Below are 17,290 nucleotides of genomic sequence, written 5' to 3'. Positions count from 1 at the left end.
CAGATCAGGCATCAGCGCAGATTCACCAGCGTCTGCAGGATCTGGTCCTGGGTGCGGATCGATTGCGCGTTGGCCTGGTAGTTACGTTGCTGGATGATCATCTGCACCAGTTCCTGGGTCAGATCGACGTTGGATTCCTCGACCTGACCAGCCGAGATCACGCCATTGAGCCCGTTGCCCGGCTCGCCGCGGGCAAAGCCGCCGGACTCCGGGGTTTCGACCCAGTAGTTGTTGCCGATGGGCGACAAGCCGTTGTTGTTGCGCACGGTCGTCAGGTTGACGATCGCGATGTCCTTGGTGATGCCGTTGGTGTAGCGCGCCTGTATGACGCCGTTGCGGCTGATCGCCAGGCCGGCGATCTCGCCCGGAGCCGAGCCGTTCTGGGTAAGCTCACGCGGGGTCGACTTGCCGCCGAACTGGGTGATCGAGTTCATCGCCAGTTCGATCACGCTCGGCGCGATCGCATCGCTGCCGAGCGTGGCGCTGAACACCGAGCCGTTCAGGGGCGGCGTGACCCCAGGAGCCGTCACCTGGGGCGTCACGCTGGCGATGCGGCCAAGGCCATCGAAGCCAAGGCGCGAGTTGTAGGTGAGCGAGGCCGTGTCGTTGTCGGCAACGGTGTACAGGTCCCACTCGCTGTAGGTCGGCGGCACGGTCGCGGCATCGACGACATCGGTGCGGCGCACGAAGTAGAACGATAGCGAGTGCTCCTTGCCGAGCGAGTCGAAGATCTTGAGCGCGGTCGAATAGGTGTAGGTGCTGTCGTCGTTCGGGTTCGGCGGAACACTCCCTGGCAGGGCCGGCGGGGCGGGGTCGGGGATCGTCGGCGCATCCGCACTCAGGTTCAGGCTCAGGCCCACCTCTGAGGTGGCAGCCGCACCGACGCCGGTCGACGGGATCACCATCGTGCGGAACGAATCCGCGGTGACCGAGGCGGGAGCACGCACGTCACCCGAGATGGGGTCCACGACCTGGTAGCCCATCAGCCGGTCACCGAGCGCCGTGATGATGTAACCCTGCTTGTCGATGTTGAACTGGCCGTTGCGCGTCAGCGCATAGCCGCCGTTCTGCAGTTCGACCTCGAAGAAGCCGTTGCCGTTGATCGCCATGTCCAGCGGATTGCTGGTGGTGGTGATGTTGCCCTGATTGAAGGTCTGCCGCACCGCCTGTACCGCACTGCCGATGCCGATCTGCACCTTGGACACCGCACCGGTGAGCGAGGACGCATAGGCGTCGGCAAACACCGTACCGGAGTTCTTGAAGCCCACCGTGCTGGCGTTGGCGACGTTGTTGGAGATGACGTCAAGCGCTTTGGAGGAGGAGTTCAGGCCACTGAGGCCCTGCTGAAATGCCATGGTCGCTGCTCCGGATCAGAGGATCTGCTTGATGTCCGCAACCTTGAACACGCCAAGGTCACCTACCTGGAGGTCCGTGCCGCTGTTGCCGCGCACGATGCTGGTGACCGGACCGAACTGCAGCGTGCGCCCGCCGACCGCCTCGTTGCCCAGCGTCGCCGACAGCGACAGGGTGTAGATGCCGTCGGCAGCGCGCGAACCGTCATCGGCCGAGCCATCCCAGACGAAATTGTGACTGCCAGCGGCAACCGCGTCGAAATCCATCTGCTTCACCGCGAGCCCGGCGCTGTCGCGCACCGTCAGCGTGACGCGGTCGGCCGGGCCGTCGATCTCGAAGCCGCCCACGGCCCCGGCCTCGGTGAGGGCCAGGCTGCGGCCTTCGACCAGCACCCCGCGACCAAGCAGCGCCGCCGCATTGAGCCCCTCCGACGACGCCCGGGAATCGAAGAAGGACTGCACCAGCTTGTTCAGCCGCTCGATGCCATCGACCGTGCTCATCTGCGCGAGCTGGGAGGTCATCTCCGCGTTCTCCATCGGGTTCATCGGATCCTGGTTCCTCAGCTGCGTCGTCAACAGCTTGAGGAAACGGCCCTGCTGGTCTTCCTGGGGCTTCTGGACGGGCTCGCTGCGGGCCAGGCTGGCCAGCACGCTGTTTGCAGTCTGGTTGTTCGAGACGGTGGTCATGGTGTGCTCCTGCTAGCGGCATCGTTTGCCGGACGGGCTTACTGTCCGATCTGCAGTGTCCTCTGGAGCAAGGTCCGTGCCGTGTTCATGATCTCGGCGTTGTTCTGGTACGAGCGTGACGCGGAAATCATGTTCACCATTTCCTCGGCGACGTTGACGTTGGGCATCTCGACGTAGCCCTCCGCGTTTGCCGCCGGGTTGTTGGGCTCGTACACGAGCCGCATCGGCGCTGCACTGTCGACGATCTGCGTGACCTGGACGCCGATCGCGCCGGGTCCGGCGACCGGACGGGCGGCGAACACCACCTGCTTGGCGCGATAGGGTTCGCCGGTCTCGGTCGTGACGCTGTCGGCGTTGGCGAGGTTGGACGCCGTGGTGTTGAGGCGCATCGACTGCGCGTTGAGCGCAGAACCTGCGATCTGGAAGACGTTGAGCATGCTCATGGCTGGACTCCTTACTGACCGGTGAGCGCGGTGTTGAGCGAACGCAGCATGCCGTTGATGAAGGTCACGCTCGCCTCGTAGCGCAGCGCATTCTCGGCAAACGCGGCACGCTCGATGTCCATGTTCACCGTGTTGCCATCGACCGAGGACTGCAGCTCGGTACGGTACTTGGCGTAGTTCTCCGCGCTCGCGGAGGCACCACCCGTGATGTGTCCGGCATGCGTGGTCTGGAGCGCGACACCGCTGCGCGCGGCTGTCATCGCCCCTTGCAGGGCGCTCTTGAAGTCGATGTCGCGCGCCTTGAAGTGCGGCGTATCAGCGTTGGCGATATTGGAGGCGAGCAACTCCTGCCGGTACGCCTGCAGGTTCAGCGCGGTCTGGTGGAAACGGAACTGGTTGTCGACTAGGGTCTTCATCGCATGGCCTCGGGAACGGGCTGCACCATCGCGGCACGGGGGAATGCGGCATGGCGGGCTTCCATGAACCCGTGGTCGCAGCTTTCATGCCAGCCATGTTACGAGGCATGGCGGGCCTCCACTCTCGCGATAAGACCGCGGAAAGCAGCCCTTCTTTGCCGCTTGCCCGCGCATCGCGGCAAAAGCTGCCGCCTTGCCCTGTTCCTCTGAGCGTGCTGCAATCCCACCCATGAACACGTCCGCGACCTCTTTCCCTCGCGCCCGCCCGGGCACGCCGGGACGCGGCCCAGGCCGCTGCATCGGCGCCCTGCTCGCCAGTACGATCGTGGCGACGGCCGCCTCCGCCCACCAGCCCTCGGAGCCGATCGAGCACGCGGTGCAGGCGTTTCTGGAGCACGAGGTCCAGGGCATGCCCGGCGACATCCGTATCGGCGTAAACCGCTTCGACCCGACAAACCGGCTGCCGGCCTGCGCCAGCATCGCCCCCTTCCTGCCGCCAGGGGTGCGCCCGTGGGGTGCGATCAGCGTGGGTATCCGCTGCGACGCGCCGATGCCGTGGACCGCCTACGTTCAGGCACGGGTGCAGGTGTTCGGCCCTTACCTCGTCGCTGCACGGGCCTTGCGCTCATCGGAGCGCCTCGACGCCGTCGATGTCGAAGTCCGCGAGGGTGAACTGAGCGCCCTTCCGGACAACGTCCTTTCGGCGCCGGAGCAGGCCGTGGGTCACATCACCCGCTTCGCGGTAGCCGAAGGCATGCCGCTGCGCGCAAGCGTGCTCCGGCAAGCCAACGCGGTCAGCCGCGGCCGCCCCGTACAGGTGTACACTCAGGGCGAAGGCTTCACCGTCTCCGGCGAAGGACAGGCACTCAACGACGCAGCGCCCGGAGAACGCGTCCGCGTACGCCTGCCTGGCGGACAGATCGTCCACGGCGTGGCGCGTGCCGACGGCGGTGTCATGCTGGGTTTTTGATACGGCGAGGGCACACGCTTCGACATAGCGGATAATTCGCTAAAGTTTAGCGAAGGGGTGCCGTAGACCCTTTCGACTCATAGTGTTCCTGGAAACCATCATGAAGATCGAAAGCTCGGGCAAGGCCTACGTCCCCACGCCCGCACAGGACAACCGCGCGCCAACTGCGCGTGCGAAGACCGAAGCACAGAGCAGCGCCGAAAGCGTCCAGATCTCGCCGATGGCCTCGCTCATGCGCAAGGCCGAAAGCACGATCTCCGGTACGCCCGAGGTCAACATGCAGCGCGTCGACGAGATCCGCCAGGCCATCTCCGAGGGCCGCTTCAAGGTCGACGCCAGCCGGATTGCCGACGGGCTCCTCGACAGCGTCAGGGAAATGCTGGGTTCGCGCGGCTAAGCCAGGAGCGTTAAGATTCGCGCACGCGAACTTCCTGCCCACGCCGGCCCGACCCCATGCAGACTACCGCCCAACCGCCAGCAGAACTCCAGCGCATCGCCCTCCTGGTCGAGGCCGAACTGCTCCAGCTGGGTGAGTTCCTCGCCCTGCTCGACCGCGAGGAGGCCGTGCTGATCAAAGGCGACACCGACGCCCTGCTGGCCATCGCCAACGAGAAGAACGAGCGCTATCGACAGCTGCAGCGGCTCACCGATGAACGCAGCCGCCTTCTGGGGCGTGCCGCGCTCACCAGCGCCGACGCGGCCATGCGCACGCTTTTCGGCAACCTGCCGCGCGTGCTGGTGCGCTGGGACGAACTGGTCAGCGCAGCCCGCCAGGCCCGCGACCGCAACGCGCTCAACGGCAAGCTGATCCTCGAACGCATGGCCGGCAACCAGGCCGCCCTGTCCATCCTGCTGTCAGCCGCCAACCACCCGCAACTGTACGACGCCGACGGCCTCTCCAAGCCTACCGGCGGCGGCCGCATGCTCGGTAGTGCCTGAATATTTATCCAGTCCTGCAGTCTCATCAGCCACGCGCTCTCTGCTATCCTTGCGCCCTTCGTGACACCGAACGGGCGCGCAGCATGGCTGGCAAGCAAGACACTCCAAAGCAGTACGACGAATCGTCCTTCCGAGTCCTGAAGGGGCTGGAGCCGGTGCGCGAACGCCCCGGCATGTACACCCGTACCGACAGCCCGGCGCACATCATCCAGGAAGTGATCGACAACGCCGCCGACGAGGCGCTCGCCGGCTTTGCGAAAAAGATCCAGGTCACCCTGCACCTCGACGGCTCCATCACCGTCGCCGATGACGGCCGCGGCATTCCGGTCGGCCTTCATCCCGAAGAAGGGGTGCCGGTAGTGGTGCTGGCCTACACCCGGCTGCACGCTGGCGGCAAGTTCGACAAGCGCGAGGGCAACTCGGCCTACGCCTTCTCGGGCGGCCTGCACGGCGTCGGCGTGTCGGTGACCAATGCGCTGTCGACCCGCATCGAAGTCGAGGTGAAGCGCGACGGCAAGATCCACCGCATCGACTTTGCCGACGGCGGCGAGACGATCAGCCCGGTACGCATCGAGGGCGAATGCGGCCGCCAGACCGGCACCCGGGTGCGGGTGTGGCCGGACGGCAAGTATTTCGAGTCGCCGCGCGTGCCGATGAACGAACTCGAGCGCCTGCTGCGCTCCAAGGCCGTGCTGCTGTCGGGGGTCGCGGTGCGGCTCGACATCGAGCAGGCCGGCGGCCCGGTGCTGACCAAGACCTGGTCCTACCCCGAGGGCCTGGCCGGCTACCTCAGGGAGCTCGCTGGCGACATCGAGGCGGTGGCGCCGATCTTCACCGCCGAGAAGTACGCGGGCAAGGACGACGCCAGCTTCGCCCCCGGCGAAGGCGCAGCCTGGGCGCTGGCCTGGTTCGAGTCGGCCGTGCCCAGCGAGTCCTACGTCAACCTGATCCCCACGGTGAATGGTGGCACCCATGAGTCGGGCCTGCGCGCCGGCGTGTTCGAGGCCATGAAGTCCTTCATCGACCACCACACCCTGCTGCCGCGCGGCGTCAAGCTGCAGCAGGAGGACGTGTGCGGGCGCATGAGCTTCGTCCTCTCGGCGCGCCTGCTCGACCCACAGTTCCAGGGCCAGGTAAAGGAAAAGCTCAACTCACGCGAGGCGGTCAAGCTCGTCTCCAGCCAGTTGCGCGACCCCTTCGAGATCTGGCTCAACAACCACGTCGAGGCCGGCAAGGCCATCGCCGAACTCTCGATCAAGCAGGCGCTAGCGCGCCAGAAGAGCGCGCAGAAGGTCGAGAAGAAGAAAACCTCGGGGGTCGCCGTGCTGCCCGGCAAGCTGTCGGACTGCGAGTCCGAAGATCTCGCCGACAATGAACTCTTCCTGGTCGAAGGCGACTCCGCCGGCGGCTCGGCCAAGATGGCGCGCAACAAGGAGACCCAGGCCATCCTGCCGCTGCGCGGCAAGGTGCAGAACGCCTGGGAGATCGACCCGGATCGTCTGTTCGCCAACGCCGAAATCCACGACATCGCGGTGGCCTTGGGCGTGGATGCGCACAAGGCCGACAGCGACGTTGACCTCTCCGGCCTGCGCTACGGCAAGGTCGTCATCATGTCTGACGCCGACGTGGACGGTGCCCACATCCAGACCCTGCTGCTCACACTGTTCTTCCGCCACTTCCCAAAGCTGATCGAGCGTGGCCATGTGTACGTGGCGCAACCGCCGCTGTACCGCGTCGACGTACCGGCCCAGGGCAAGAAGCGCCCGCCGCGCCGGCTCTACGCGCTCGACGAGGGCGAACTCACCGCGATCCGCGACCGCCTCGAGAAGGAAGGCTTCAGGCCCGACGCGATCGAGATCGGCCGCTTCAAGGGCCTGGGCGAGATGAACCCCGACCAGCTGCGCGAGACCACCATGGACCCCGCCACCCGCCGCGTGCTGCCGGTGAAGGTGCGCAGCGGCGCACTCAAGGACACGCTGAGGATGTTCACCCTGCTGATGGGCAAGGGCGAGGCCTCGGGGAGAAGGGCGTGGATGGAGGAGAAGGGCGACAGCGTGGAGGCGGATATCTAAGCGCCTGCGGGTACATCGACATTGCCCGATCAGACCACTGGAACTAAAGTAGTGACATTCACTACTTTAGTTCCTAGCCAAGGACCCGATATGCATACCGTCTCCGCTGCCGAAGCAAACCGACAGTTCTCCAGCCTGCTGCGCCAAGTGAGCCAGGGTGAAACCGTTACGGTCCTGTCCCACGGTCGCCCTGTTGCAACCATCAGCCCCGCTGTCGTCGGGACGGAACTCGACCACGATCGAACCAAGGCGCGCGCTCGCCTACTTGCCCGGCTAGACGGGGAGCCCGTTGCGGACAACCGCAACTGGACCCGCGCCGAGTTGTACGACCGCGGCCAATGAAGATCGCCCTCGACACCAACATCCTCGCCTATGCAGAAGGCGCCGGCGACAACGCACGTTGCGCTGCGGCCCGGGTGCTGCTCGGAACGCTCTCGGCGAGCGAGGTGATGATTCCCGCCCAGACGCTGGGTGAGTTGTATCGGGTCCTGACCGGAAAGCTCAAGCGCGACGCCGAAGCGGTTCGCACAGCCCTGCTCGACTGGTCCGATGCCTACGAGGTGGCCGATTCGACCTGGCCGAGCTTTCAGGCGGCCATCGACCTGGCCTGCGATCACCGCATGCAGGTTTGGGATGGCCTGATCCTCTCGGTCGCTGCGGAAAACCGTTGCCGCCTGCTGCTGAGCGAGGACCTGCAGCACGGCTTCACCTGGCGCGGCGTCACCGTCATCAATCCTTTCGAGCATGTCGCACACCCGCTACTGCTCGCAGCCTGCAGTTCGAATACATGAGTACAGACACTCCCGATCTCTTCGATGCGCCTGACGCATCCGAATCCGTAACACTCGCGACCTCGACGCCCACTGCAGTGAAGAACACCTCAGGTACGGCGCAGGACACGGGCGCCAACGACTCACCGACGGCCACCGGCGCGAACCTGCCCCCGCCCCCCGCGCCGCCCACCGCCCCCGAGCCCGAACCCGAGGACGACGGCACCCTGGCGCTCGACCGCTACGCCGAGCGCGCCTACCTTGCCTACGCGATGAGCGTGGTGAAGTCGCGCGCGCTGCCGCAGGTCGAGGACGGCCTCAAGCCGGTGCAGCGCCGCATCCTGTACGCGATGAACGAGATGCGCCTGTCGTCCACCTCCAAGCACGTGAAGTCGGCGCGCGTGGTCGGCGACGTGATCGGCAAGTACCACCCGCACGGCGACTCCAGCGTCTATGACGCCATGGTGCGGGTGGCGCAGGATTTCTCCCTGCGCTATCCGCTGGTCGACGGCCAGGGCAACTTCGGCTCGCGCGACGGCGACTCGGCGGCGGCGATGCGCTACACCGAGTGCCGGCTGACGCCGATCGCCGAGCTGCTGCTGTCCGAGATCGACCGCGGCACGGTGGACTTCATCCCCAACTACGACGGCGCCTTCGAAGAGCCGCAGCTGCTGCCAGCGCGCCTGCCCTTCGTGCTGCTCAACGGCGCCTCGGGCATCGCCGTGGGCATGGCGACCGAGATCCCGCCGCACAACCTGCGCGAGGTGGCCGAAGCGACCTGCCACCTCATCCGCCACCCCGAGGCGACGCTCGAGGACGTGCTCGGCATCATCCCCGGCCCCGACTTCCCCGGCGGCGGCCAGCTCATCTCCACGCCCGAGACCATCCGCGACGCCTACGCGGCGGGCCGCGGCAGCCTGCGCCTGCGCGCACGCTGGAAGATCGAGGAACTCGCCCGTGGCCAGTGGCGGGTGATCGTCGAAGAGCTGCCGCACGGCGTCTCCGCCGCGCAGGTGCTGTCCGAGATCGAGACCCTGACCAACCCGCAGCCGCGCGCGGGCAAGAAGGAGGTCTCGCAGGAGCAGAAGAACCTCAAGCAGCTCGTGCTCGGCGTGCTCGACACCGTGCGCGACGAATCCAGCGACAAGGCCCCGGTGCGCATCGTGCTAGAGCCCAAGTCCAGCCGCCAGAACCGCGACGAGTTCATGGCGGTGCTGCTCGCCCACACCAGCCTGGAGACCTCGGCCTCGGTCAACATGACCATGATCGGCCGAGATGGCCGGCCGCAGCAGAAGAACCTGGTGCAGGTCCTGCGCGAATGGATCGACTTCCGCTATGTCACCGTCGAGCGCCGCACCCGCCACCGCCTGGACGAGGTCGACCGCCGCATCCATATCCTCGAGGGCCGCATGATCGCCTTCCTGCACATCGAGGAAGTGATCCGCGTGATCCGCGAGTCGGACGAGCCCAAGCCGGCGCTGATCGCCGCCTTCGGCCTGTCCGAGACCCAGGCCGAGGACATCCTCGAGATCCGCCTGCGTCAGTTGGCCCGCCTCGAAGGCTTCAAGATCGAGAAGGAACTCGCCGAGCTCAAGGACGAACGCGCCGGCCTTCAGCACATCCTGGACAACCGCGCGGCGATGACCAAGCTGATCCTCAAGGAGATCCAGGACGACGCGAAGAAGTATGGCGACGACCGCCGCACCCTGGTCGAAGCGGTGGCCGCGGTGGCTCCTGCCGAGATCAGCGTGCCGGACGAGCCGGTCACCGTGATCGTGTCGAAGAACGGCTGGGTGCGTTCGCGCCAGGGTCACGGCATCGACCCCGCAGGCATCGCCTACAAGGCCGGCGACTTCGGCTTCGCGGTGATCGAGACGCGCACCACCTGGCCGCTGATCGTCATCGACAGCAATGGCCGCGCGTACACGGTAAAGGTGTCCGACCTCCCCGGCGGGCGTGGCGACGGTGCGCCGATCACCACCCTGGTCGAGTTCCAGGACGGCGGCAAGCTCGCCCAGGTGGTCACCGACACGCCGGACGCGGTGTACTTCTTCGCCAACAGCGGCGGCTACGGCTTCCTGTGCAGCGTTGCGGACGCCAGCAGCCGCCAGCGCGCGGGCAAGGCCTTCATGAGCCTGGAAAAGGGCGAGAAGGTATTGGCGCCGGCCAGGGTGTTCGGCGACTGGATCGCAGCGGCGTCCGAGAACGGCCGCCTGCTGGTCTTCCCCCGCCCCGAAATGAAGACCCAGAGCGGCGGACGTGGCGTGATCGTCATGGCACTGGACGAGGGCGAGACGCTCGCCGCCGTGGCCGTACCTGCAGACGACGCAGTGCTCACGGTCAAGGGCTCAGGCCGCGGCGGCAAGGCGGTGAGCATCGAACTGAAGCCCTCGCAGCGCGAACCCCTGCGCCACCGGCGTGCACGCAAGGGCGTGCCGCTGACCCCGAAGGTGAAGCCGGAACAGCTCTACTGAAGCAGCGCCCCGTGCCCCCAGCCTTCGGGCCGGGCACGGCCGGCATGCCCGGACACAAGCTAGTGCCGGGTGTTCCCGTTGCGCCCCTGCTCCACCCGCTTGTGCTCGATCATCTCGCCAATCAGCCGGATGACCTCGCTGCTGGCCGCTTCGGCGGCGCGCATCTCGTCCACGATGCGCTTGAAGACGGCCTCGTCGTGCAGCCAGTCTCCCCGCGAAGCCTCCACCGCACGCTGCACGCCGTCATGCACCGCATGGTGCGGCCTCTCCAGGCTGCGATAGGCGGGTGCTCCCGCGAACGCCCGTGCCCCGTCGCCTTCGTAGTACCAGTGGCCGAGCCGGCACGTGCGCGCCGTCACCGAGACCTCCTCGACGCGCTCGCGTCCGCCGCTCTCCACCGCGACATGGGCGTTCTGCATGTAGATGATGTGGTCGACCTTGACCAGCGTGCCGAAGACTCGCTCGCGGGCAGTACCGATCAGGCGGATGGTCTCGTCGGCTGACTGGGCCACGTCGGCGAACCCATCGGCAAAGAGCCTCACACGGTCGGTGACCTCTGCAACCTGGCCGCTGACCCCACCTGTCTGGTCGACCATCTCATCCACGCAGGCGCGCAGGCTGCGTACGACCTTGCCGATCTCCTCGGTGGCCTGGCGCGTACGATCCGCGAGCTTGCGCACCTCGTCGGCAACGACGGCAAAGCCGCGACCGACCTCTCCGGCGCGGGCTGCCTCGATGGCTGCATTGAGCGCGAGCAGGTTCGTCTGCTCGGTAATCTCGGAGATGAGCTTCACCGTGTGGTCGATCTCCCGGCTCGAGGCACCCAACTCCCCCGCCGCACTCCCCATGCGCTGCATCCGGCCATGCATCGAGGTCATGGTGGCGCGCAGGTCGGCCACCGTCTCGCTGCTGTCACGCGCCCCCCGGCCATTGCGCTCCGCAATGTCGAGCACGTCGCTCATCAGCTCGGACACGTTGAGCATGTCGTTCTGGTTGATCCTGAGGTTCTTGAACAGCGAGCCGGCGTTCATCTCGTGCAGGTTGGCCGACAGGCGGTTGCGCCGTGAGAACTCGTCCGCCTTGAGCATGGCCTCGAGCGCGTGATTGATCTCGTGTTCGGAGCGGCCGAAATCGCCCGGCATGCCCATCGGCATCGCCGGACGGGTAAAGTCGCGCCGTGCTGCGCGCTCGAAGCAGTTCGACACATCCTTGAAATAGGTTTCGACCACATCCATGAGGTCGTTGAAGTTCCACGCAACGTGGCCGATCTCGCCCAAACCCGAGACATTGGTGATGCGATGGTGGGTATTGCCCTGGCGCGCCGCTACGATCGCCTCGTTGAGGCGGGTCACCGCGTCCAGCGTACGGCGGTGATGCACGAAGGAAAACACGACGTAGGCCAGCGTCCCCAGCGGCAGCAAGGTGTTGAGGACGTTCCAGCCCGACGTCCATACATTGAAGCCAGCCAGCATCCAGACGGTGCCGATGTAGATTGCACACATCAGGGTGAACTGCTGCGACGCAAATAGCCGCCCGCGGCTGGTCCCGCTCGTTTGTGCGAGAACTCTCGTGCTGCTCATCGACTCACTCCCCGTTCTTCAGGTGGCGCTTGTAGCAATCGAGCACGAAGGCCTCGTAGCTCGTGCTGCGGGCCTCGAGCTGACGCGTGAGCCAGGCGATCGAGGCATCCGGCGCATCCTTGGCGCCGGCGCGGGCCTCGATTGCGCACATCTCGCGATACAGCGGCTCGATCTCCCGTATCGCGCCGGTCGGCGCCTGCCGGCGCACCGAGTAGTAGCCGATCAGCCGGCCGTCGGAATGGTCGGGCGTGACGTTCGCGAACACCCAGTAGTAGGCGCCATCAGCGGTGATGTTCTTGACGAAGCCGAACCACTCGCGGCCTTCGCCCAGGGTTTTCCAGAGCAAGCGGAACGCGCCACGCGGCATGTCGGGATGACGGATCACGTTGTGCTGCTTGCCAAGCAGTTGCCGCTCCGAAAAATTGGCAACACGCATGAAGACGCGGTTGGCATAGGTGAGGATGCCCTTGACGTCGGTCTTGGAGACGATGATCTCATGCGCATCGAAACGCACCTCTCGATCCACCGGGATAATGCCGCTCTTCATTCAGGTACGACTCCAGGAAGCAGGACGCGGGCAAACCAGTCGCAACGCATGCAGCGAGGGCCTGCGAGTGCAGGTCCAGGCCATACGCCGCATGGCCGTATCATCGCTCATATCGGCCTGCCAGCGACCAACTTGAGGGCGCCTGCGAACATGTCCTGCTCCCTGGAGGCGGCCTGCAAGCTGAGGCGTGCGGCGTTGCCCGGCGGCTCAGAATCCGTCGGGCAGGATCGAGCGAATCGGATCGCCCGCAGGGATGCTGGCCGGCCGCGGATCGGGGGCGACGTCGGCCGTCCTCGACTCGATCAGGATCGTCACCCGCCGATTGCGGCCACGCTCTTCTTCCGTGCTGTTGCCGGCGACAGGGCGCTGGTCCGCGTAGCCCGCCACCGTCAAGCGATCGGGCTGCACGCCACTGTCGATGAAGAGCCGCGCCACCGTGGATGCACGCACCGCCGAAAGCTCCCAGTTGGACGGAAAGCGGAACGTACTGATCGGCACTGCATCGGTATGGCCCTCGACGGTGATCGGAAACCCCGCCGGCGCCAGCACCTGGGCAACGGCCCGCAGCGCATTGACCGCCTGCGTGCCGAGCGCTGCATCGCCGGGTGCGAACAACAGGCTGGCGTTGATCTCGACGCTGACGCCGAATGCCCCTTCGGTGACGTTGACCTGGCCGGCCTGCGTCAACGGGTTGAGCACGCGCCGGATGTCGTCCGCCATGTTGCGCATGCGCTGCGCCATCTCCCGGCGCCGGACCTCGGCCTGCGGATCGACGGCCGGGACGGCCTGCGCAGTGACCGGTCGGGGTGGCACCACGGTGACCTGGGGCAGCGCGATCTGCTCGCTGCTGTCGTTGACGGTGACGTTGCGAAACGCCTGGACGAGCGAATCGGACAGCACACGATACTTGCCCTCGTTGATCGAGGACAGCGAATACATCACCACGAAGAAGGCAAACAGCAGCGTGATGAAGTCGGCATAGGAGACCAGCCAGCGCTCGTGGTTGTCATGTTCTTCGTCGAGCTTGCGCCTGCGCCGCATGGCCGCCCCGCCCTCAGACGACGTAGCCCTGCATGCGGCTGGCGATGATGCGTGGATTGTCGCCGTTGGCAATGCCGACCAGCCCGTCGATGAACATCTCGCGCTGGGTCGTGAGGGTGATGATATGGGCCACGAGCTTCTTCGCAATCGGCAGGAACACCAGGTTCGCGAAGCCGACGCCATAGATCGTCGCGACGAAGGCCACGGCAATGCCGGCGCCGAGCCGTGACGGATCGGAAAGGTTCTCCATCACGTGGATCAGGCCCATGACTGCGCCCAGGATGCCAATGGTGGGGGCGTAACCGCCGGCCGCTTCCCACACCCGCGCGGATTGGCGCAGCTGCCCTTCCCAGACGCCGACCTCGACTTCCAGTATCTCGCGCAGACGGTTGGGCTCGACACCGTCGACGAGCAGCTGCAGCCCCTTGCGCATGAAGGGGTCGGACAGCCTCTCGATCTGGTTCTCGAGCGTCAGCAGCCCCTCCTTGCGCGCAACATGGCTCCAGTTCTCGACCTGCTCGATGACCGCCTGGGCGCTCATCGCCGGCGGAACGAACACCCAGCGCGCCATGCGCATGCCTTCGACGAAGCTGCGCAGCGGGCTCTGCAGCATCACCGCACCCAGCGTGCCGCCGATCACGATCAGGAAGGCCGTGGGCTGCACCAGCGAGGATATATGCCCGCCCTCTAGCACCTGGCCGATCACGATGGCCGCAATGCCGAGCGTCAGGCCGACGAGGCTGATCTTATCCATGATGAGGCGTCAAGATACGCACACGCATCCTTGTCAGGGCTTGTGTTCAGTTGGCCGCCTTCTTGGGCGGTCGCCCGCGTCGGCGTTGTGGTGGCAGCGTGGAGCTGCCTTCGAAGAGCCCCGCACGCAGGCGCGCCACGGCCTGGCCGTGCAACTGGCAGACCCGCGACTCGGTCACGCCGAGAACCGCACCGATCTCGCGCAGATTGAGCTCTTCGTCATAATACAGGGCCATCACCATCTGCTCGCGCTCGGGCAACGCGCAGATCGCGTTGACCAGGCGTTCGCGCATCTCGCTGTCCTCGAGCAGGTCGAGCGGATTGCTGTCCGTGGCGGCCAGGTGACGCTCGAGGAAATCGTCGTCCTCGTCGCGGTTGAAGTCCTCGAGATAGACGAGCTGGTGGCCGCGTGCCTCCTGCAGCATGCGCTGGTATTCGTCGAGCGAGACCCCGAGCGACTCGGCAAGCTCCGTCTCCGAAGGCTGGCGGCCGAACTGCTGCTCGAGCGCATGGATCGCCGCCTCGATACGCCGCATGTCGCGGCGCAAACTGCGCGGCAGCCAGTCGTTCTCGCGCAAGCCGTCGAGCATGGCGCCGCGGATACGCTGCACCGCATAGGTCTCGAACTGGGCACCGAGGCCTTCTTCATAGCGGCCGAGCGCATCGAGCAGCCCCATGAGGCCGTTCTGGATGAGGTCATCCACATCCACGCTGGCCGGTAGCCGGGACATGAGCTGGAAGGCGATGCGCTTGACGAGCGGCGCATACGCTTCGATGAGGCTGCTCTTGTCGAGGTTGCCGTTGGCGTCGTACATCCATTCAACCTGTATCTTGGGACGACGCGAGCCCCTGCCCGCGCTGGCTCCGCTAACCGGAGGCGGTGATTTTCCCGCAGCGGGGGCGGGATTACCAGCGGGAATATTGAAAGCCATGACGGGACTCAGGCACGCATCACACGTGGTGCGCGTGCCATGGCATTGATACGACGCATGAATGCAGCGCCTGCGTCGCGCGAATTCCACTGCAGCGGCTGGCGCAGACCATTGGCGATGTCATCGCGTTCGACCTCGCCGAGCCAGGCCAGCGGCACACCGACATGTCGGCGCACGAGTGCTTCGAGCGTGGCGAAGAAGGCTTGCGCATCGCTGCGGTCGCGCGCCCGGCTGACGGCAACATGCACCGAACCTGCACCTGCCGAAGCCAGACCCTTGATCACCCGATAAGCCTCGGTCGCACCGCTCGCGCAGGCCTCTGCCACCACCAGCCGGCATGGCGCCGCATTGACGAAGGGCGACGGCTGTGCTGCCGCCTCGCCCGCGCCATGCACGAGGACGAAGCCCGCATGGCGGTGCAGCAAGCGAAGCGCCTCGACCAGGCAGGCACGGCGTGCATCGTCGAGCAGCGGCAAGGCCAGTGCGGCCGCCGCCACGGGCACCCGCCCCACCAGACCGGGCACCGGCTGCACCACCGCGGCAAGGGTCGTACGTCCGTCCAGGACCTGCAGCAGGTCCGTACCCTCGCCCGTACCCAGCACGCCGCCCAGGGCGTCCTGGCCCTGGGCCTCGTCCAGAATCAGCACGCGCTCGGCGCGGCCGGCCAGCCGATGCGCGGCGAGCACGGCCGTGTGGCTGCGCTGCCGGCCACACGCATACAGCGCCACCACCACCGGCGGCGCGCGGCGGAACAGGCGCCTGAGGCCTGCCGCCTGGTCTTCGCGTCCGTCGATCATGTCAGGCTCCCATGCCGGCTGCGGCGAGCAGCATGCCCGCCTCGTCGCCATCGAGGCGCCACGGCGACTCGCCCGCATGCTCGCGCAGCGCGCGGTGCAGCAAGTAGGCGCGATTGGGCAGGTGCAGATCCTCGGGCACACGCTGACCATTGGTCAGATAGCGGATGTCGAGCTCATGACGCACGGCCACGTCGAGCGCCGGCGCCAGCGCAGCGGACTCATCAACCTTGGTGAAGATGCAGCCGGCGAGGTCGTTGCCGGCGTAGGCGCGGACGACGTCGTCGAGCGTATCCCCGCGCGCGGTGGCGTTGAGCAGCAGCAGACGGCGCACGTCTCCGGCCGCCGACAGCATCGCCGCCTGCTCGCCGACCAGGCGATCGCGCTGGCTCATGCCCATCGTATCGATCAGCACCATGTGCTTGTTGCGCAGACCCGCCAGGGTCTGGCGCAGGTCGGCACCATCACGCACCGAATACACCGGCACCCCGAGGATGCGGCCATAGATGCGGAGTTGCTCCTGGGCGCCGATGCGGTAGCCGTCGGTGGTGATCAGGGCCAGCTTGCCGGCGCCATGGCGCACCACGCAGCGCGCCGCCAGCTTGGCCGTGGTCGTGGTCTTGCCCACCCCGGTCGGCCCCACCAGGGCGTACACGCCGCCGCGATCGAGCAGATCCTCGTCGGACGAGCGCGCGCGCATCATGCGGTCGAGCATGCTGCCCACGGCCTCGCGCGCTTCGGTGCGGCTCGCATCCTCGGGAACGGCCTCGACCAGCTTGCGCGCGATGGCCGCCGAGAACCCCGCCTCGAGCAGCTCGCCCAGCATCGCTGCGCGCGCAGGCGCGTGGCGCCGGGTCTCACCCCAGGCGAATCCGGCCAGCTGACGCTCGATCATGCCGCGAATGCCGGCCAGTTCGGACATCAGCCGGGCGTTGGTCTCCTGCAATTCGCGCACACGTGCGCCACCAAACTCGTCGCCCTGCGCCGCCGCACGGGTGACCGCCGGCGCACTCGCCTGATCGCTGCGACCGCGCGCCGATGCCGACCGCAGCACGGCTTCGCGGCCACGCATGGCGTAATCGGCGGTCTCGATCCGCGGCGGGTTGAACGGGCGCACCACCGGGCCGGCGCTCTCCGCGCTCGGCTCCGCACGCTGTCCGCCGCGCGCCGCCGAGCGCGCTGCGCTCGCCGCCAGGGCAGACAGACTGACCTGGAAATCGCCTTCATCGGCCAAGGGGGCGGACGCACGCTGAACGGCCTCGGCCTGGAGGCGGGAACCGGACGCAGACTCGTCCGCCACCCTGCCCTGGCCACCGCTGCGCGCACCCATCGTGGCGCGGTTGGCTGCCTGCAGCGCACCGACGGCGTCGCCGGGCAGGGCAAGAATCTCGACGCCGCCGTCGACCGCACGGTTCGACAACACGATCGCATCGGGACCGAGCGCCTCCTTCAGAGCGCGAAGGGCTTCACGGGCGGTAGGGGCAAAGTAGCGTTTGACGTTCATGGCGGTTCTCCCGGCG

Annotated in this window: 18 protein-coding genes; 7 read left to right on the top strand and 11 right to left on the bottom strand. The window is 66.7% G+C overall.

What is annotated here, in order from left to right:
• Positions 1 to 11: 11 nt before the first annotated feature.
• Genes flgE through flgB form a run of 4 tightly spaced genes read right to left on the bottom strand, consistent with a single transcriptional unit; the run spans position 12 to position 2,898 of the window.
• On the bottom strand, positions 12 to 1,355 hold the full coding sequence (gene flgE / locus P7F68_RS04250; RefSeq protein ID WP_277830952.1) for a flagellar hook protein FlgE: 1,344 nt from the start codon (positions 1,353 to 1,355) through the stop codon (positions 12 to 14).
• 15 nt (positions 1,356 to 1,370) lie between these two features.
• On the bottom strand, positions 1,371 to 2,039 hold the full coding sequence (locus P7F68_RS04245; RefSeq protein ID WP_002944013.1) for a flagellar hook assembly protein FlgD: 669 nt from the start codon (positions 2,037 to 2,039) through the stop codon (positions 1,371 to 1,373).
• Positions 2,040 to 2,077: 38 nt separating this feature from the next.
• Entirely contained in the window at positions 2,078 to 2,482 is a 405-nt protein-coding gene (gene flgC / locus P7F68_RS04240; RefSeq protein WP_002924029.1) for a flagellar basal body rod protein FlgC, read from the bottom strand.
• 11 nt (positions 2,483 to 2,493) lie between these two features.
• Entirely contained in the window at positions 2,494 to 2,898 is a 405-nt protein-coding gene (flgB, locus tag P7F68_RS04235) for a flagellar basal body rod protein FlgB (protein WP_002924027.1), read from the bottom strand.
• Positions 2,899 to 3,127: 229 nt separating this feature from the next.
• On the opposite strand from flgB, the gene flgA reads away from it, so the two are divergent.
• The 7 genes from flgA (at position 3,128) to parC (ending at position 10,123) form a co-directional block, all read left to right on the top strand.
• On the top strand, positions 3,128 to 3,868 hold the full coding sequence (gene flgA, locus P7F68_RS04230) for a flagellar basal body P-ring formation chaperone FlgA (protein WP_277830948.1): 741 nt from the start codon (positions 3,128 to 3,130) through the stop codon (positions 3,866 to 3,868).
• Between the two features lie 100 nt (positions 3,869 to 3,968).
• A complete protein-coding gene (gene flgM / locus P7F68_RS04225; RefSeq protein WP_277830946.1) occupies positions 3,969 to 4,265 on the top strand; it encodes a flagellar biosynthesis anti-sigma factor FlgM in 297 nt (98 codons plus the stop codon).
• Positions 4,266 to 4,321: 56 nt separating this feature from the next.
• Positions 4,322 to 4,807 (top strand): flagella synthesis protein FlgN, encoded by a 486-nt coding sequence (locus P7F68_RS04220; protein WP_002924024.1) that lies wholly within the window; start codon positions 4,322 to 4,324, stop codon positions 4,805 to 4,807.
• Positions 4,808 to 4,890: 83 nt separating this feature from the next.
• Positions 4,891 to 6,879 (top strand): DNA topoisomerase IV subunit B, encoded by a 1,989-nt coding sequence (locus tag P7F68_RS04215; protein WP_270069619.1) that lies wholly within the window; start codon positions 4,891 to 4,893, stop codon positions 6,877 to 6,879.
• Between the two features lie 90 nt (positions 6,880 to 6,969).
• Positions 6,970 to 7,221: a type II toxin-antitoxin system Phd/YefM family antitoxin gene (locus tag P7F68_RS04210; RefSeq protein ID WP_002924022.1), complete on the top strand. Its 252-nt coding sequence runs from the start codon at positions 6,970 to 6,972 to the stop codon at positions 7,219 to 7,221.
• A complete protein-coding gene (locus tag P7F68_RS04205; protein WP_002924020.1) occupies positions 7,218 to 7,670 on the top strand; it encodes a PIN domain-containing protein in 453 nt (150 codons plus the stop codon). The genes P7F68_RS04210 and P7F68_RS04205 overlap by 4 nt, the downstream gene beginning before the upstream one ends.
• Positions 7,667 to 10,123 carry a DNA topoisomerase IV subunit A gene (parC, locus tag P7F68_RS04200; RefSeq protein WP_277830942.1) on the top strand — a complete coding sequence of 819 codons (2,457 nt, stop codon included), beginning with the start codon at positions 7,667 to 7,669 and terminating at the stop codon, positions 10,121 to 10,123. Before P7F68_RS04205 ends, parC begins: the two co-directional genes overlap by 4 nt.
• Before the next feature lie 59 nt (positions 10,124 to 10,182).
• On the opposite strand, the gene P7F68_RS04195 is transcribed toward parC, so the two are convergent.
• From P7F68_RS04195 to flhF, 7 genes are all read right to left on the bottom strand, one after another.
• Positions 10,183 to 11,625, bottom strand: a complete 1,443-nt coding sequence (locus tag P7F68_RS04195; protein ID WP_277830940.1) for a methyl-accepting chemotaxis protein — start codon at positions 11,623 to 11,625, stop codon at positions 10,183 to 10,185.
• Between the two features lie 82 nt (positions 11,626 to 11,707).
• Positions 11,708 to 12,250 carry a PAS domain-containing protein gene (locus P7F68_RS04190; protein ID WP_002944022.1) on the bottom strand — a complete coding sequence of 181 codons (543 nt, stop codon included), beginning with the start codon at positions 12,248 to 12,250 and terminating at the stop codon, positions 11,708 to 11,710.
• Between the two features lie 207 nt (positions 12,251 to 12,457).
• The gene (motD, locus tag P7F68_RS04185) at positions 12,458 to 13,291 is read right to left on the bottom strand and encodes a flagellar motor protein MotD (protein WP_002924004.1); all 834 of its coding nucleotides are present in this window, start codon (positions 13,289 to 13,291) and stop codon (positions 12,458 to 12,460) included.
• Between the two features lie 13 nt (positions 13,292 to 13,304).
• Complete coding sequence (locus P7F68_RS04180) at positions 13,305 to 14,045, bottom strand: flagellar motor protein (RefSeq protein WP_002944023.1); 741 nt, start codon at positions 14,043 to 14,045, stop codon at positions 13,305 to 13,307.
• A 46-nt stretch (positions 14,046 to 14,091) separates the two neighbouring features.
• Positions 14,092 to 14,859 carry an RNA polymerase sigma factor FliA gene (locus tag P7F68_RS04175; RefSeq protein ID WP_002944024.1) on the bottom strand — a complete coding sequence of 256 codons (768 nt, stop codon included), beginning with the start codon at positions 14,857 to 14,859 and terminating at the stop codon, positions 14,092 to 14,094.
• 125 nt (positions 14,860 to 14,984) lie between these two features.
• Positions 14,985 to 15,773, bottom strand: coding sequence for a MinD/ParA family ATP-binding protein (locus P7F68_RS04170; protein ID WP_002924001.1), 789 nt, complete (start codon positions 15,771 to 15,773; stop codon positions 14,985 to 14,987).
• Between the two features lies 1 nt (position 15,774).
• The gene (gene flhF / locus P7F68_RS04165; protein WP_277830932.1) at positions 15,775 to 17,274 is read right to left on the bottom strand and encodes a flagellar biosynthesis GTPase FlhF; all 1,500 of its coding nucleotides are present in this window, start codon (positions 17,272 to 17,274) and stop codon (positions 15,775 to 15,777) included.
• Between the last annotated feature and the right edge of the window lie 16 nt (positions 17,275 to 17,290).

The organism is Thauera mechernichensis (genome assembly GCF_029588855.1).
Lineage (GTDB): Bacteria > Pseudomonadota > Gammaproteobacteria > Burkholderiales > Rhodocyclaceae > Thauera > Thauera mechernichensis.
The sequence above is the reverse complement of the archived record's forward strand: the minus strand, read 5'-3'. Positions and strand labels throughout refer to the sequence as shown.

Excerpts from the sequence above, each read along its gene's own strand:
- P7F68_RS04190 (WP_002944022.1), bottom strand. The coding sequence starts at position 12,250 with ATGAAGAGCGGCATTATCCCGGTGGATCGAGAGGTGCGTTTCGATGCG.
- flgC (WP_002924029.1), bottom strand. The coding sequence starts at position 2,482 with ATGAGCATGCTCAACGTCTTCCAGATCGCAGGTTCTGCGCTCAACGCG.
- flgA (WP_277830948.1), top strand. The coding sequence starts at position 3,128 with ATGAACACGTCCGCGACCTCTTTCCCTCGCGCCCGCCCGGGCACGCCG.
- P7F68_RS04245 (WP_002944013.1), bottom strand. The coding sequence starts at position 2,039 with ATGACCACCGTCTCGAACAACCAGACTGCAAACAGCGTGCTGGCCAGC.
- parC (WP_277830942.1), top strand. The coding sequence starts at position 7,667 with ATGAGTACAGACACTCCCGATCTCTTCGATGCGCCTGACGCATCCGAA.
- P7F68_RS04220 (WP_002924024.1), top strand. The coding sequence starts at position 4,322 with ATGCAGACTACCGCCCAACCGCCAGCAGAACTCCAGCGCATCGCCCTC.
- P7F68_RS04180 (WP_002944023.1), bottom strand. The coding sequence starts at position 14,045 with ATGGATAAGATCAGCCTCGTCGGCCTGACGCTCGGCATTGCGGCCATC.
- motD (WP_002924004.1), bottom strand. The coding sequence starts at position 13,291 with ATGCGGCGCAGGCGCAAGCTCGACGAAGAACATGACAACCACGAGCGC.
- flgE (WP_277830952.1), bottom strand. The coding sequence starts at position 1,355 with ATGGCATTTCAGCAGGGCCTCAGTGGCCTGAACTCCTCCTCCAAAGCG.
- P7F68_RS04170 (WP_002924001.1), bottom strand. The coding sequence starts at position 15,773 with ATGATCGACGGACGCGAAGACCAGGCGGCAGGCCTCAGGCGCCTGTTC.
- flhF (WP_277830932.1), bottom strand. The coding sequence starts at position 17,274 with ATGAACGTCAAACGCTACTTTGCCCCTACCGCCCGTGAAGCCCTTCGC.
- P7F68_RS04175 (WP_002944024.1), bottom strand. The coding sequence starts at position 14,859 with ATGTACGACGCCAACGGCAACCTCGACAAGAGCAGCCTCATCGAAGCG.
- P7F68_RS04195 (WP_277830940.1), bottom strand. The coding sequence starts at position 11,625 with ATGTGTGCAATCTACATCGGCACCGTCTGGATGCTGGCTGGCTTCAAT.
- P7F68_RS04205 (WP_002924020.1), top strand. The coding sequence starts at position 7,218 with ATGAAGATCGCCCTCGACACCAACATCCTCGCCTATGCAGAAGGCGCC.
- flgB (WP_002924027.1), bottom strand. The coding sequence starts at position 2,898 with ATGAAGACCCTAGTCGACAACCAGTTCCGTTTCCACCAGACCGCGCTG.
- P7F68_RS04215 (WP_270069619.1), top strand. The coding sequence starts at position 4,891 with ATGGCTGGCAAGCAAGACACTCCAAAGCAGTACGACGAATCGTCCTTC.
- P7F68_RS04210 (WP_002924022.1), top strand. The coding sequence starts at position 6,970 with ATGCATACCGTCTCCGCTGCCGAAGCAAACCGACAGTTCTCCAGCCTG.
- flgM (WP_277830946.1), top strand. The coding sequence starts at position 3,969 with ATGAAGATCGAAAGCTCGGGCAAGGCCTACGTCCCCACGCCCGCACAG.